Origin of the sequence: Acetivibrio sp. MSJd-27 (genome assembly GCF_018918095.1) — a bacterium.
Taxonomy (GTDB): Bacteria; Bacillota; Clostridia; order UMGS1840; family HGM11507; genus HGM11507.
The window spans coordinates 48,200-62,678 of the sequence record NZ_JAHLPV010000008.1 but is presented as its reverse complement, the minus strand read 5'-3'; the positions used below and the strand labels follow the sequence as shown (position 1 = coordinate 62,678).

Sequence of the window (14,479 nt, the reverse complement as noted above, 5' to 3'; positions counted from 1 at the left end):
TACTCGCCAGGATTTAAAACGTGTGTTATAATGGATAGATATAAGACAAATCCAAGGGATATATACTCCTAAAACAGCATGGCAAAAGGGGATGGAAGACCGCCATCCCCTTTTGTGCATTTGTTCAGTTTTCGTAGGGCTTATACTCCGTGACGGCGTTCAGATACGCCTCGACGTCGCCGTTCAGAATGAGGTCTGCATAAGCCAGCGGGTCGTTGTAGATGAGGTAGTCCAGCTCCGACCGCTCATAAGGATTATCCGCCACTTCGTTTTCCACGGCAGTGCAGTCGATGGAGATCATGCTGCCGTCCTGAAACCGCAGTTCTACACAGCCAGTGTCCATGTTGAATTCACAGCTTTTGATGGTTTTCATAATTGTCCTCCTTATCCTTTGCCAGTTTTGGTTTTCTCGGCCCTCTGGGCTTGGATTCGGGACGCTTTACCACGCCGTTTCTGAAATGCGTATCCTCGAATTTCTCGAAGAAAACAAATAATCCGAACCCATCTCCGATTAAGAAGATTTGGTTCGGATTATATTGGTTTGGTGCGGATGACAGGACTTGAACCTGCACGGGGATCGCCCACCAGAACCTAAATCTGGCGCGTCTGCCAATTCCGCCACATCCGCATGAACACTAAAAACAGCAACATCGTTCCATAAATGGTTTGAACGTATCATTCAATCATTCCACGAAAATACATTTGCCGCATTGCGCGTTTGAAACACTTGTAAGATTTTTGCTGCGTAAAAATCTTTCAATCTTGTTATAAAACCATTATACATGTTTTTAAATAATTGTCAAGCTATTTTGTATTGGATTTTATGTCTTTTCTTTCGACTGCAAGGCCAAAATACATTCGCGCCAACACAGCTAAAAAGATACCGCAGCAGACAAAACCCGCTTTCCGCCCCCAAAGGGAAATCAAAAATGTGCCTCCTCCCGCCCCGGCACAAAATGAGAACACAATCAGAAAATACCGTAGACTCTTTTTTCCTGCACTTTGGTCTTTTCCAACCGCATACCGATAAAAATGTTCTGCAATATAACGGAGATTTCCAGTACACATGGTAGATGCATAAGGTACCCCAGCCACTTTGCGAAAACTGTTTACTTGAAGGGAGCAAATAAAGGATATGGTCACATTAATCGGAAGAACAGGAATCCAACCGGGCAGCCATGCAATGGCAAATAAAAGAAGCATTTCAATCAGGAGAACCATTCTTTGCTCCCTGTGAAGCTTTGTGTCAAACCGTTCACGGAAGTACTCTGTAAGCAAAACACCAAAAAAGAATGCGGCCACCGGTATAAAATAATATGCCGCTTTCGCAAAATCTCCCTTTGCCGCGCTAATCCCCATCAACACAATATTACCTGTCTGGGCATTTGCAAAAACACCCCCACAGGTAATGTAGGTATAGGCATCTAAAAATCCGCCAGCCAAAGCCAGCAAAATACCAATTTCCATCCTCTCATGCAGAAGATGCCGGTTTTCCATTTTTTAAAATTTCCTCTCTTTCAAAAAACACCGCGCAAACAAAAAACATTTTCAGTACAAAATTGCGCCTGCCGCTTGAATGCTGTTCTCCCTTTCCTATCGTTATTTTTCTTTCAGCACATGCTTATTTTTTACCAAATAATCAATGCCGGAATAGAGCGTGATAAGAACCATACACCAAGTACAGATTTGTGCTATAACCCCAGAACAGGATATATTCTGGAGCATGGGTGTCAGCATTAATAGGATGATGACCACCATCTGTGTCACCGTTTTCGCCTTTCCCCACATAGAAGCGGCAATCACCAGATTGCTTGAAGAGGCAACCAGCCGAAGGGAAGTAACCACAAACTCACGGATAATCACAATGATAACCGCTATCGAACTCAGATAACCCAAATCGATCAGCACAACCATTGTGGAGATCACCAAAATCTTATCCGCAAGGGGATCCAAAAACTTTCCAAAATCAGTGACAAGATTCCGGGAGCGTGCAATGTGACCATCCAGCGTATCTGTCAGTGACACTGCCAGAAACAGGACAATTGCAGTGATATTAAACCCCAAACTGCTCTCGATATGATACACAAAAAATAAAACAACAGGTACCAGTAAAATCCGCAGAACGGTAATTTTATTCGGTAAATTCATCTGTTAACACTCCTATCAAATCATAATCCTGCGCCTCCGAAATACGAACTCTGACGATATCGCCGAATTCAATCTCTCTCTCAGATGGAAAAATCACATAACCGTCAATATCCACACTGTCCTTGTAGCTTCTTCCGAAATAGACATTCTGATTGCTGTCATACCCTTCCACCAGCACATCGTAAATTTTCCCAGGCTCCCTGCTGTTGTTTTCAAACATCACATCCTGCTGTGCCGCCATAATCTGCTTATAGCGTGCCTGTTTCACTTTTTCCGGAAGCTGTCCTTCCATATCATAGGCTTTGGTATCCTCTTCACGGGAAAAAGGAAAACAGCCTAATCGGTCAAATTTTATTTGGCGGATAAATTGCTCCAGTTCGTCCGCCTCCTGCTGCGTCTCGGTGGGAAAGCCGACGATAACCGTCGTTCGAATGCATGCGTCTGGTATGGTTTGTCGGATCCGGAGCATGAGACTTTCTATCTGTCCCCGATTGCTGCGGCGGTTCATCCGCTTTAAAATTCTGTCATTGATATGCTGAATCGGAATATCAAAATAATTTAAAACCTTTGGATTCTCTTTGATATAGGAAAGAAGATCCTCCGTTATCATCTCCGGATACATGTAGTGAATACGTATCCAGTCCAAATCCTCAATTTGGCTGAGCGTTTCAAGAAGCTCTTTCAGTTTGGGGCTTCCATAGAGATCCATCCCGTACCGAGTTGTATCCTGAGCCACCAGTATCAGTTCACGGACACCGCTGTCTACCAGCTTTTGTGCTTCCCTCGTCAATGATTCCATAGAACGGCTCCGGAATCTGCCGCGAATCTTCGGAATGGCACAGTAAGCGCAGCAGTTATCGCAACCCTCCGCTATTTTTAGGTAGGCAGTATAAAAGGGAGTTGTCTGAATTCGCTCCATCCGATCAAAAGAATGCAAAGAACTCTTTTGTACATAAGTTCTCCTTTTTCCTTCCAATGATTCTTTTACGATAGAATGGATTTCATCAAAATCAAAAACACCCACCACAGCATCGATCTCCGGGAATTCTCTCAGCAGTTCTTCCTTATAACGCTGCGCCAGACATCCGCTGACGATTAAAGCTTTCAGGCTTCCTGTTTCTTTCAGCTCCGCACAGTTCAAAATATTCTCAATCGCTTCTTCCTTTGCGGATTGTATAAAGCCGCAAGTATTGACAATGGCAATATCCGCTTCTCTATCATTCAGGGTGATCTCGTATCCGTTTTCTTTCAAGATTGCCATCATGTTTTCCAGATCACAGTGGTTCTTTGAGCAACCCAAAGATACTACAAAAACTTTTATCATCAATCGTTACTCCATTCTTTCTCGTCTGTCAGCCTGCTGAAACAGGCATTTATCTCATCATAGGAAAAGCCGCGCCGCAGAAAATAATTTTTCAGACGTTGGAGATCCTTTTTCCCGTAATTTGGCGGAAGTGTCATTATCTTTTTTTCCGCTATACGGTATAAAGCTTCCTCCTGACTCACTTCTTTCAAAGCTCTGTCAATTATTTCACTGTCAATACCTTTCTGCAGAAGCTCCTGCCTCAATCGGTGCTTTCCTCTTGTTTCGCTATAATATTTTACATATCTCTTTGCATAAACCTCATCATCTAAATAATGGTATTCTTTTAAAAAGATAATCACCTGTTCGGCTATATCTTCCGGGATCTGTTTCTGTTTTAGCTTTTCCAGCATCATTTGCTTGGTAAAATCCCGCCGTGACAGTAACTGAAGCGCCGTCTCTTTCGCATTTCTCAGCACAATATTCTGTTTGATCTCACTCAGCTGGGCTTCACTTAATTCTTGATCTACCTGTAGTTTCAGCGCAGCTGCATCCTTTTCAAACATGCCAAAAGCAAAAGAACCATCAATCCATACGTTTACTCTATTCTTTTGATTTTTCTGCAGCTGAATATCTGTAATCCTCATACTGTGCTACCTCCGGGAAGAGCTCCTACCGATTTCCAGTCTCTTTGCCACCTGATTTCCATCTTATTTATTATATCAGTTTCCCTCACTATTTGCAATGTTTATTGTGCAACATAAAAAAAGAGACAAGGCACCTTTCAGCACCCTGCCTCCAAAATCGTATTAAAATTATTTTATAATATACAGTGCACGAATTGCATCGTCATAGACATACACGAAAATCTTATTATATCCTGTAGGATTATCGGAATATGTCTGCAAACCGGACATCTTAGAAGCGATATCTGAACTGTTTACAATAGTCAATTTATTATCACCACTCAAGGATGAATCATAAACTGCAACTCTGGTGTTACTCTTGATAGAGAAAGTTTTCTGATTTTCTTCCGCATCAAAGCCATCTTCGCCCGGTTTTTTGTAGGTCATAGTTAGGCTCATATCTCCATCATCGCTGACCACTTTACTTACAGGTGTACCGAAAATATAAGAATGTTTCGAACCACCCAAACTAACAATACTTGTATTGTTTAGATAAGGAGAAGTCAAATCTTCACCCATCAGCACTTTTCTTAACGGATAGTTATCTTTGTCTGCCTGTGCACTAGTACCGGTCATGTCCTCCGGATAGGTGTTTGCCACTGCATCGTCGATGTCTACATACTTAAATACCTGATCGTTGATCAGCCCCTGATTGTCTACACCAAAGCTGATAACGTCACCGACTGCAATTCCGCTGATATAATCAGCACTGTCAACCAGTTTTGTAACGGTTCCGCCGTGACGGATATCAAAACCAGTAATCTGGCTCTTTGGCTCGCCGCTTATCGGATCGGTAACTGTCTTGCCAACTTCTGTGACAACAATTGCAGAAGAATCGTAATGAACCTTCGCGTCAAAGTTAGATGCATATAGCACCAATACCTTTGCGATACCGTTTTCATCTACCTCGAACACTTCAAAGTTATAAGGAGTATTGTTTTTGAAATAGCTGTATGTCTTGATTCCGTATTCACTTTCCTGTGTTCTGTCAGTAGGTACAGAGAACACAATGGTCTTGCTGTCTATTTTCGCAACGGTTTTCGTACCCTGTTTAAAGTATTTATTGGTAGAATTGTATGTGGCACTGCCAAAACTATAGCTCGGATCCGGAACAAAGTTACTCGTCTCATTCTCACCTTTTTTGACAGTATCAATTTCCGTAACTTTGTTATTGGCGTTCAGAACAAATTTAACAGGCTGTGAATAAGTGGAATTATCGCTTTCATCCTTGTTGACCAAAGTGGAAGCAACATCTTCCAGATAGGTAAGAATCTCATTGTGATCGGAATAAGATTTTCCGTCAACTTTTACACGGGTGTTAAAGGTCAGCTTTTTATGTGTCTTGGTCGTGTAGTCATAAATTTTTGCACCCGCTTCAATCTCACCGGCAGTGTCATTGATCACACCGCAGCTGGTGATATACCCGTAACGGTCGGAAGCGGTAGCCGCGTTAAAGTCTGCGTATGCGATATTTCCAAAATAGTCCAGATAGAACGTACCGGAAGCGTCATATTTGATTTTATCCGCAATATCGGTACCTTTCAGGGAGGGAGAGACTTTATATGCTTTTCCGTCAATATACAGATTATCGCCGTCTTCCTGAGAAATCTTTCCTGTCTTTTTGGTATCGGTCAAGTAGATTGTCATGATCTTTTTGCCCACCTGTGATTCATCGCTCTGCAGAACCGTCAGGACACTGTTTGCCTTGATTGCGCTGAAAGACGCGTTTGCATTGTCCTTCAGAATTTTAACATCCCAATCAAATTCCTCATCTAGCGGAACTTTCAGAGTGCTGACCTTATCTGGTCCAACCGGAAGCTGAGTAAAAATCTCATTGGTGCTGGAGTCGGTATTCTTTACGACATAGTTCTGGTAACTCTGCACATTGATCAGGCTGTTTCCATCACCGGAATCCGTTACTGTTATTTTACCGATGGTCGGAATTGCAAGATCATTGTTAAGTGCATAGTTGAAATTGATATACTTGCCGTTATAAATCATAATCGGATTGGAAGCAAGCGTGATTTTATACTCTTTGGAATCATTTTCCTTTTCATAGGTGATTGCAGAAGATGTGAAACCAGTGATGGTCACATCGGAAGTGGAAATTTCAGTTGTCTTAATTTTGGACTTTGTCATATAATGGCAAAGCACATTATGTGTCTTTGTATCATCCTGTTTGGTATATGCATAGACGTTGATACCCAGCATATCCTTAATGCCAGTCAGCTTGTCAACCTGAATCTTCACATTTCCGGAAGATTTTGTGGAAATTTCAATCTCATCGTCCAAAAGGGCGCTCTCGGTTCCATCCAAGCGGCTGATGCTGTTTGCAATGACAACGCCTTCATGTTTGGTCATTTTCAGATAATAATTTAAAACGTTTTTTCCTTTTTTGATCTCATAGAGAGGTTCATCCGATCCGGAAACCGTGGTCTTTTCCATCAGATCGATCTCCAGAGAATTGTAGAGAATCTGAGCAATGATTTTTCTAGGTGCCGGAGATTCCTGCGCCATCTCACTGTTTTTCAGCATGTTCAGATCTCTTGCCTGCTGCATGTAACCATTCGGCCATCCGCCTTTGCTGACTGCCAAAGGTTCATACCCCAGCATTGCAACGGCCATTTTTACAGCCTGTTCATAAGTAACATCATCTTCAGGTCCGAAATTGCCGTCTCCGTGCCCTTTGATAATCCCCAGATTTGTAGCGGTTTTAATATCGGAGATAGCCCAGTGATCTCCCGGGACATCGATATAAGGCGAGTCCACAACAGAGCTATTGATAGAGCTTAACCCCAACATTCTGACAATCAGGGAAGTGATTTCCGCTCTGGTTACCGTCTTGTCCGGCTTAAACTGACCGTCGTCATAGCCTTTGATAATTCCCAGGGATGATAACACATCAATGGATTCCTGATTCTTATCATCAGCTGCCACATCAGGGAATTGCAGCGCAAACACGTTCATGGAAAACAGCATTGCAATTGCCAGTGTAAGTACTGTAAGCTTTTTGAAAATTTTCATGTATTTTTCCTCCTTTGTTTTTACACAACCACATAGTTATCTTAACACACAACGCTTATAAAATCAATAGTCCAAACAGTTTTTACTAGAAATTCCCTCTTTATTTCAGCGCTTTTAACAAGCGGATATCCTCGCCATAGAATTCACAGAGATGAAAAGAGCCGATAAATCTGGAAGTAAGGCGGGTCGTATAAATCTGTTCCATGTCTCTGAGCCCTAAATTGGAATTGATAATCATCTTTTTATGGTTCAAAAGCCGGGTATTCACAATTTCAAAAATAGCAGAGATACTGTATGTTGTTCTGGCTTCTGTGCCCAAATCATCGATAATCAGTAAATCGGACTGATAGATGTTCTCCATAGCGTTTTCAATATCGTATTTGGCTTCCTTACGGTAAAATTTATAATCCTCTATGATATCAATAATTTTTGCAGCCGTCTGATAGAACACACTGTGCTCCCGTCCCAGAATCTCCCGTGCAACACAGCTGGAGAGAAACGTCTTGCCAAGCCCTGTGCTTCCAGAAAAAAGCAAACTCTTTTCCGCAGGCTGATCAAAACATTCAATAAATTGTTTGGAGACCGCCAAGATGCGCTCCATGTTGCTGCGGGAACTTGGATAGCCGTTCTTTTCATAGCTGTCATAATAGTCCAGACGGAAATCCGATATGTCCTGCACATCCAGAATATACTTAATACTGCTTTGATTGTAGGCGGTATCCCGCAAAATTTTATCTAGACAGGTACACATTCTATCCATGACAAAGCCGGTATCACGGCACACACTGCAATCATAAATATCATCCAGATAGTTAGCTGGATATCCATTTTGGACAAGCAAGTCTCTTTTTTTGCATTCAAGGCTATTCGCCATCTCTTTGATTTCTGTTCCGGTGAGGTGTCCTCTCTTTTCCGATACCATTCTCACCCCTTCTTCAATCAGAGAAAAAAGCTGAAGTCTTGCCGTCCTGTACTCGGGAATCTTTTGTTCTATCTCTTGTTTCCGCCGCTCCAGTTCCTGTTTGTTGCGCTCTCTTTTCTGTTCCAGCTGCTCATAGGCCAGGCGGTAAATATCCTTACTGTATCCCATCTCTGCCTCCCCTATTTTTCACGGGTCTGTTTTGCCCGCAATGCCTCACTGATTTTATCGTAGTCAAAGCCAGACTGGTTGTAATTATGAAACGCTGTTTTCTTTCCATAAGAAACCGTGGAGAGGGGTTTTTGATAAGTCCCGGCTGCGTTTGTCTTGATTACCTTATCAATATAAGGAAAGTTGATTTTTCCCGTATTAAGGATCGTCTTGTCAATCGCATCCTTGATTTTCTCTTTTGTGGCACCATATTCACCGATCCAGGAATCAATATACTTCTTCTCTATGTCATAGAAATCTCTGTTTAACAGAAACAGTTCCCTAAGTTCTGTGTATTTATCCGTCTCAGCCATCTGCGGTATATGCTGTTCCTTGTTCCAGAGATATTCCTCAATTTTTTCATAATCAGTCAACCCTTGAGAAAACCATTCAAAAGCTACCTTTGAAATATAGGAAATATTTTTAATTCCTCTGGATACGCAATGGCCGGCGGCAGCTGCCACAACATCAAAGGGTACCCGGTTTTCCACAAACAGATCATACAGTTCCTCCAGATCTTTGTGGGATATCTCGCTGCCTATCTGCATTTCAATATAGGATATCTGTTTCTTGAATTCTGTATTTCCCGCAAGAAAACGTACCGCGTCCGCCTTCTTTTTCGGTACGGCGGAAGCTGGATGCGGCGAAGCATTTCTCCCATTTTTATAAACGGTTTCCAGATCCAAAAATTCAATGGAATTCTCTTCAATGCTGATCAATCCCGCCTTGCTGAAATACTGCCAGGCTGCCTCGATTTCCTCTCTGCTGACACCCAGTTTTTCCATAATAATCTCACTGTTCAGTTCAGACTCGTCATTGGTTGCCGCATAGTAAGCATATAAATAAATTTTTAAATAATTGGCATTTGCCAGAGGCAAATGCCTTTCGAAAAAGTCGTATGGTATCTTTATATATTTTCTGGTCCGCTTTTTTATGACCCGCGTCCCGTCCGTCATGTTCAACACTCCTATATCCCATATCTGCCTTCCAAAGCCCGCACCAGCGTCACTTCATCTGCATACTCAATATCCGCACCCACCGGAAGGCCGTTCGCCAGGCGGGTAATTTTCTCACAAAAGGGCTTGAGCATTTTCGCAATATAAAGAGCTGTTGTTTCCCCTTCCACATTGGCATTGGTGGCGAGAATGACTTCTTTGATTCCGCCCTTTGCAACCCGTTCTATCAGCTCTTTTATTCGGATATCATCCGGTCCGATTTCATTTAACGGCGATATTGCTCCGTGCAGCACATGGTAAACGCCATGGTATTCTTTGGTGTTTTCCATTGCCAGAACATCCTTCGGACTCTCGACTACACAGATAACTGACGGGTCCCTGTTAGGATTCCCGCAGATATCGCAACGTTCTTTATCGGTGATGTGGAAACATTGGGTGCAGTATTTTATCTTTTCTTTTGCATCCATAAGCGCCTTGGCAAAATCCTCCGCATATCCTTTATCCCTGGATATCACATAAAACGCCAGTCTCTGCGCTGTTTTCTTGCCAATCCCCGGCAGTTTATTAAATTCTTCAATCAAGCTTGCCAGCGGTGCGACAAAATAACTCATACGCTTTTTTCCTTAAAACAGGCCGGGCATACCGCCCAAATTGCCGGTAACCTTTCCCATCTTTTCCTGTTTTGCTTTCTCCACCGTCTTAATGCCCTCATTGACGGCAGCCACAATCAAGTCCTCCAACATTTCAACATCTTCCGGATCGACAACCTCCGGATCGAGTTTCAGCTCCTGTATCTCATTTTTTCCGCTGATTTTCAGCTTCACGGCACCGCCTCCACTGGTAACATCCATCACTTCCGCATCAAAGGATTCCTGTGCCTTCAATAAATCCTCCTGCATTTTCTGCGCCTGTTTGATCATATTGTTCATATTCATTCCGCCCATGCCGCCCATGGGAAATTTCTGTCTTGCCATCTCTTCACATTCCTTTCTACTCCAAATGAAATCTTATCTCATCATCTTCCTGAATTTTTTGAATCACATCATCCAGCGGGTTCCCTTTGTTGGCAGGTTCCTCTTTTTTCTGCTGCTTCTCTTCCAGTTCCACAGAAATATCCAAGCCAAAAAGCCGTTTTACGGATTGTACAATTATTTTATCATATTTGCTCATTTTTGCAATATGGTAAAGAGAATTTTGCCGGAAAAGGATCGAAATCTTATTCCCAGTTTCGGAAGATTTTTGAATCTCTGCCCGCTCCATAATCCCTCGAAATGCAAAATCCGCATCTGCCGCAGCGTCATTGATAATCTCCGCAAAGCCCTCAACGATTCGGTCCACATCCTGAGAAGAAACTTTCCTATCTTCCGATTCCTCCGAAACAGGCTCCTCTTTCTCTGCCGAAGCGGCCTCCTCCGCAAAACTTTGGAAAGCTTCCGCCAAATCTTCCTCCTCCATTGGAACAAAACCGTCAAAAGCTTCCGCCAAATCTTCCTCCTCCATTGGAACAAAACCGTCAAAAGCTTCTTCCATCATTCCGACATCATCTGACAGCAAATCCGCTGGTTTAGCGGAAATATCCTGCTCTTCTTCCGAAATAGCATATGTGTCTGGAGCAGGAATTTCTTTCGGTTCCTCTCCCGGATCCGGTTCATTGGCCTCCTGCGCAAGCTCATCTGCCTGTTCCAACAGTTCTTCGACCGGAATTCCTTCGTCAAATAGGATAGATTCCGGTTCGTCCATTTTCTGATTTTCTTTCGGCGAAACCTCAACTTGTTCCTGTAAAACATTTTCTTCGCTGTCTTCAGCGGCAAACATCGGTTCTTCCACAAATGTCTGAGAGCTATTTTCCATTCGTTCCGCTGTGTCCGGAAATTGCTGAGATAGGTTGACAGCCTCCATGACAGGAACCTGCATGGCTTTCTGCTCCAAAAGTTCGATTCGATTCAATATCGCATCCATATCCCGATCGGTTTCTTTCGCCGCAATTTTCAGCATTGCGGTTTCCAGTGCAATTTTCGGATTGGTGATAAATTTTGCATAGCTCATCGTGTCAAAAAGAACTTCAATAATATGCAAAATCCGGTTTAAAGGAATTCGTTTTGCAATCTGTTCCAACTCCGCAACCGTTTCCTCCGACACATCTAATACATCCAAGGGCTTTTTCGTGGTTTTCACAATCATCAAATTACGGAAATATTCGATTAAATCATCACTCAGTTTCAGGATATCCGTTCCGTTATAAACCGCCTCATTTACCATCAGCAATGCGGAAGAGATATTCTCCTCTATCACGGCATTCCCCAGCTTTGAAACAAAAACGGGATCGGAAGCGCCCAATATGTTGGCAATATCCTCAAAACCGATCTCATCTTTTCCCGCGCTGACACACTGGTCAAGAATGCTCAGAGCGTCGCGGATCGAACCGTCCGCAGCCTTGGCCAATAATTTGATCCCCTCTGAAGAAACCTTCAGCCCATCCTTCTCCACAACCTGCTGTACCCGCTTGGCCGTGTCTCTATATGTAATCCGTTTAAAATCAAATTTCTGGCATCGGGACAGAATCGTAGCCGGTATCTTATGAAACTCTGTTGTTGCCAAAATAAAAATCACATACGCCGGAGGTTCCTCCAATGTTTTGAGCAAGGCATTGAAGGCGCTGGTGGTCAGCATATGCGCCTCGTCTATGATATAGACTTTATATTTTACATCCGCCGGAGGATAGATGACTTCATCACGAATCTCCCGAATATTGTCCACTTTATTGTTGGAAGCGGCGTCAATCTCCACCACGTCAATATTGCTTCCGTTCAAGATTCCAAGACAGGCATCACACTCGTTGCAAGGATTGCCGTCTACTGGATGAAGGCAATTGACGGCCCGTGAAAAAATCTTTGCCGTCGTCGTCTTGCCTGTTCCCCTGGAACCGCAGAACAGATATGCATGTGAGATTCGGTTATGTATAATTTGATTTTTGAGTGTATCAACGATATGCTCCTGGCCAATCACATCCGAAAAGGTCTGCGGACGCCATTTGCGGTACAATGCCTGATACATGTTCCATCACCATCTTTTCAAAATTTCAAATTTATCTTTCATTTTCTATACAAATCGGATAACTTTTTCTTTCTCCAACACATCTAATAATTAGGAATTTAAGTGAAAAAAGACCAATAAAAATTGGTCCATTTGCGGACAAACTATCTATAAAACCATTCCTAAACTTTTTGAAATCTAATAAATTACGGCTTCCTGTTATGTTGTTTTGCCCAAAATAAATTTTAACCTATTTTGCCGTAAATTCCTAGATTATAAAAAAACCGCACAGCTTCCGATTGACAGCCGTCTATACACGGCACTTTTGCAGTTAGCTCAACTTCAGCAACCCCGCGGCACACGCAAAAAACTGCTTATCGCTGCTTCGTTCCCGACCTGACGAGGTTCACAGCCAAACGTTGCACAGGACCAAAATCTCATCACCACTTACAAACACCAGCTATACAGAACGACAGCCGCGCGGAAGCATTCACCCCTGCTATAGCGGATTGCAGGTACAGGGCACCGCTAACTCCCCGGTTAGTGCGGATGGTATATCAACCGCTTTCGCGGATCGATATCAAATTTATTGCATTGGATTTTAATTATAATACATTTTCCACTTTAATTCAACTGATTTGCAAAAAAAAATCCTAAGATTTGAAAGAAAATTTTTACAGTATGAAAAAACATTATGAAATAACAACAAACTGAGACAATGTTCTTTTGGAAATATTTTTTTTGCTATAATTAATGCATTTTTTACGCATTTATATTATAATGGTTTAAGGAGGAGTTGTTGAACATGAAACGCAATGGAAATTGGAAAAAAAGGCTTGAGGTGATCGGTGTTTTTCTGCTTCTGTTTTCCCTCGCCTATATCATCCCGCTTACAATCGCCGCACCGGATAATCATTCCTATCCGGACATCTACATAAACGGCGTATTAAAAGAATACAGCCAGCAGGCGCCCGCGCTTCAGAAAAAAATATTGTCCATGTCGGAAGAACAGCTGGCCGAACTTTTTTCCTTTGACGGCGATATGCGGATTCGGCATGAAGAGGATATTCTCGCTCTGTCGACGCAGACACAGTCTGTCAAAATTGATTTCCGCAATAATACCATCCACTATGGGGATAAAACGGAAAATTTGAATCTGCAGAACCCGGTTGTTTTCCCGCTCAATCCTATTCTGGACTATTTTGGCGTGAATTATTCTTATGATAAAAAGAGCAATTCTTTTCATATTAACTTTGCAAATCCTGCGTCTTGGAAGATAGCTGAATCGGAAAAAGAGATTGCGTTCAAATTTGATAAAACAAAGCTCTATCTGAAAGAGGGAGAAAAACTCTCCGACAAGCTAAAGCTGGAATACCCGGTCAACGAAGATTTAAAGGTTACCTGGTCCAAAGATGGCAGCCCTTATTATGAGATTCTTCCCCTTCGCGACGGCGTTCCTGCCTGGGCATTTCCGGAAGGAGCCTATTCGGTAACCGCTAAAATAGAGAACGGATACAGCACACTGACACAAACAGCGGATATTGTTGTCCGTAATCTCCCGGAGACAGGAGGAAAAAAAATTGCTTATTTAACCTTTGACGACGGTCCTTCCATCTACACAAAAAAAATTATGGATATTCTGGAAAGCTACGGCGCCCGCGGAACCTTCTTCATGCTCGGACCCAATATGGACAGGAATCCTGAGCTTGTAAAAGAACTGGTTGCGCGGGGACACACCCCTGCCCTCCACGGCTACACCCACGAGTACAAGAAATTTTACGGCGGGGACAGCGGACCTCTGAATGAGATGGAACAGGCCAACGCGGTATTAGAAAAAATCACCGGACAGCGCACCTCCATCATCCGTACTCCCTATGGAAGCGCAGGTACTTTGACAATGCCGCAGTATCAAAAGCTGTTTCATGCGGGATATAAAATATATGACTGGAATATTGATTCCCAGGATTCGCTGAAAGCGGGGACAACCGCCGCCCAAGTATTAAATTCTATCATACCGCAGATCAACCGCCATAATACCGCCTTGATTCTGATGCACGATAAAAAACTGACTGTAGAATATCTGCCAAAAGTCATGCAGCATCTGATGAATCAGGGATATGAAATCCGGATGATCGAGGAATTGGTGCCGGTTTCAGGGTTTCTGAAAAATATTCCTTAATATTCTCAAAAATGCTCTCCG

Annotated in this window: 13 protein-coding genes, 1 tRNA gene and 1 other RNA gene; 1 reads left to right on the top strand and 14 read right to left on the bottom strand. The window is 42.8% G+C overall.

Annotated elements, in window-relative coordinates:
- Window positions 1-124 precede the first annotated feature (124 nt).
- The 14 genes from KQI32_RS04690 to ffs form a co-directional block, all read right to left on the bottom strand.
- Window positions 125-373 (bottom strand): DUF6061 family protein, encoded by a 249-nt coding sequence (locus KQI32_RS04690; protein WP_216424170.1) that lies wholly within the window; start codon window positions 371-373, stop codon window positions 125-127.
- Entirely contained in the window at window positions 351-572 is a 222-nt protein-coding gene (locus tag KQI32_RS04685; protein WP_216424169.1) for a hypothetical protein, read from the bottom strand. The genes KQI32_RS04690 and KQI32_RS04685 overlap by 23 nt, the downstream gene beginning before the upstream one ends.
- A tRNA-Leu gene (locus KQI32_RS04680) sits at window positions 543-628 on the bottom strand. Before KQI32_RS04680 ends, KQI32_RS04685 begins: the two co-directional genes overlap by 30 nt.
- Before the next feature lie 176 nt (window positions 629-804).
- Entirely contained in the window at window positions 805-1,497 is a 693-nt protein-coding gene (locus KQI32_RS04675) for a YoaK family protein (protein WP_177690356.1), read from the bottom strand.
- 102 nt (window positions 1,498-1,599) lie between these two features.
- Window positions 1,600-2,148 carry a CDP-diacylglycerol--glycerol-3-phosphate 3-phosphatidyltransferase gene (pgsA, locus tag KQI32_RS04670; protein ID WP_177690354.1) on the bottom strand — a complete coding sequence of 183 codons (549 nt, stop codon included), beginning with the start codon at window positions 2,146-2,148 and terminating at the stop codon, window positions 1,600-1,602.
- Window positions 2,132-3,472, bottom strand: coding sequence for a 30S ribosomal protein S12 methylthiotransferase RimO (rimO, locus tag KQI32_RS04665; protein ID WP_177690352.1), 1,341 nt, complete (start codon window positions 3,470-3,472; stop codon window positions 2,132-2,134). The genes pgsA and rimO overlap by 17 nt, the downstream gene beginning before the upstream one ends.
- A complete protein-coding gene (locus KQI32_RS04660) occupies window positions 3,472-4,098 on the bottom strand; it encodes a regulatory protein RecX (protein ID WP_177690350.1) in 627 nt (208 codons plus the stop codon). Before KQI32_RS04660 ends, rimO begins: the two co-directional genes overlap by 1 nt.
- Window positions 4,099-4,266: 168 nt before the next feature.
- Window positions 4,267-7,161: an S-layer homology domain-containing protein gene (locus KQI32_RS04655; RefSeq protein WP_177690348.1), complete on the bottom strand. Its 2,895-nt coding sequence runs from the start codon at window positions 7,159-7,161 to the stop codon at window positions 4,267-4,269.
- Window positions 7,162-7,261: 100 nt separating this feature from the next.
- Window positions 7,262-8,251: an ATP-binding protein gene (locus KQI32_RS04650; protein WP_177690346.1), complete on the bottom strand. Its 990-nt coding sequence runs from the start codon at window positions 8,249-8,251 to the stop codon at window positions 7,262-7,264.
- Window positions 8,252-8,262: 11 nt separating this feature from the next.
- Window positions 8,263-9,246 (bottom strand): DnaD domain protein, encoded by a 984-nt coding sequence (locus tag KQI32_RS04645; protein WP_216424168.1) that lies wholly within the window; start codon window positions 9,244-9,246, stop codon window positions 8,263-8,265.
- A gap of 11 nt (window positions 9,247-9,257) precedes the next feature.
- Window positions 9,258-9,857, bottom strand: coding sequence for a recombination mediator RecR (gene recR, locus KQI32_RS04640; protein WP_216424167.1), 600 nt, complete (start codon window positions 9,855-9,857; stop codon window positions 9,258-9,260).
- A 12-nt stretch (window positions 9,858-9,869) separates the two neighbouring features.
- On the bottom strand, window positions 9,870-10,220 hold the full coding sequence (locus tag KQI32_RS04635) for a YbaB/EbfC family nucleoid-associated protein (RefSeq protein ID WP_216424166.1): 351 nt from the start codon (window positions 10,218-10,220) through the stop codon (window positions 9,870-9,872).
- A gap of 16 nt (window positions 10,221-10,236) precedes the next feature.
- Window positions 10,237-12,300, bottom strand: a complete 2,064-nt coding sequence (dnaX, locus tag KQI32_RS04630) for a DNA polymerase III subunit gamma/tau (protein ID WP_216424165.1) — start codon at window positions 12,298-12,300, stop codon at window positions 10,237-10,239.
- A 263-nt stretch (window positions 12,301-12,563) separates the two neighbouring features.
- Window positions 12,564-12,828: signal recognition particle sRNA large type (gene ffs / locus KQI32_RS04625), an RNA gene on the bottom strand.
- Window positions 12,829-13,084: 256 nt separating this feature from the next.
- On the opposite strand from ffs, the gene KQI32_RS04620 reads away from it, so the two are divergent.
- The gene (locus KQI32_RS04620; protein ID WP_216424164.1) at window positions 13,085-14,458 is read left to right on the top strand and encodes a polysaccharide deacetylase family protein; all 1,374 of its coding nucleotides are present in this window, start codon (window positions 13,085-13,087) and stop codon (window positions 14,456-14,458) included.
- Window positions 14,459-14,479: the final 21 nt, after the last annotated feature.

Excerpts from the sequence above, each read along its gene's own strand:
- KQI32_RS04690 (WP_216424170.1), bottom strand. The coding sequence starts at position 373 with ATGAAAACCATCAAAAGCTGTGAATTCAACATGGACACTGGCTGTGTA.
- KQI32_RS04675 (WP_177690356.1), bottom strand. The coding sequence starts at position 1,497 with ATGGAAAACCGGCATCTTCTGCATGAGAGGATGGAAATTGGTATTTTG.
- pgsA (WP_177690354.1), bottom strand. The coding sequence starts at position 2,148 with ATGAATTTACCGAATAAAATTACCGTTCTGCGGATTTTACTGGTACCT.
- rimO (WP_177690352.1), bottom strand. The coding sequence starts at position 3,472 with ATGATAAAAGTTTTTGTAGTATCTTTGGGTTGCTCAAAGAACCACTGT.
- KQI32_RS04660 (WP_177690350.1), bottom strand. The coding sequence starts at position 4,098 with ATGAGGATTACAGATATTCAGCTGCAGAAAAATCAAAAGAATAGAGTA.
- KQI32_RS04655 (WP_177690348.1), bottom strand. The coding sequence starts at position 7,161 with ATGAAAATTTTCAAAAAGCTTACAGTACTTACACTGGCAATTGCAATG.
- KQI32_RS04650 (WP_177690346.1), bottom strand. The coding sequence starts at position 8,251 with ATGGGATACAGTAAGGATATTTACCGCCTGGCCTATGAGCAGCTGGAA.
- KQI32_RS04645 (WP_216424168.1), bottom strand. The coding sequence starts at position 9,246 with ATGACGGACGGGACGCGGGTCATAAAAAAGCGGACCAGAAAATATATA.
- recR (WP_216424167.1), bottom strand. The coding sequence starts at position 9,857 with ATGAGTTATTTTGTCGCACCGCTGGCAAGCTTGATTGAAGAATTTAAT.
- KQI32_RS04635 (WP_216424166.1), bottom strand. The coding sequence starts at position 10,220 with ATGGCAAGACAGAAATTTCCCATGGGCGGCATGGGCGGAATGAATATG.
- dnaX (WP_216424165.1), bottom strand. The coding sequence starts at position 12,300 with ATGTATCAGGCATTGTACCGCAAATGGCGTCCGCAGACCTTTTCGGAT.
- KQI32_RS04620 (WP_216424164.1), top strand. The coding sequence starts at position 13,085 with ATGAAACGCAATGGAAATTGGAAAAAAAGGCTTGAGGTGATCGGTGTT.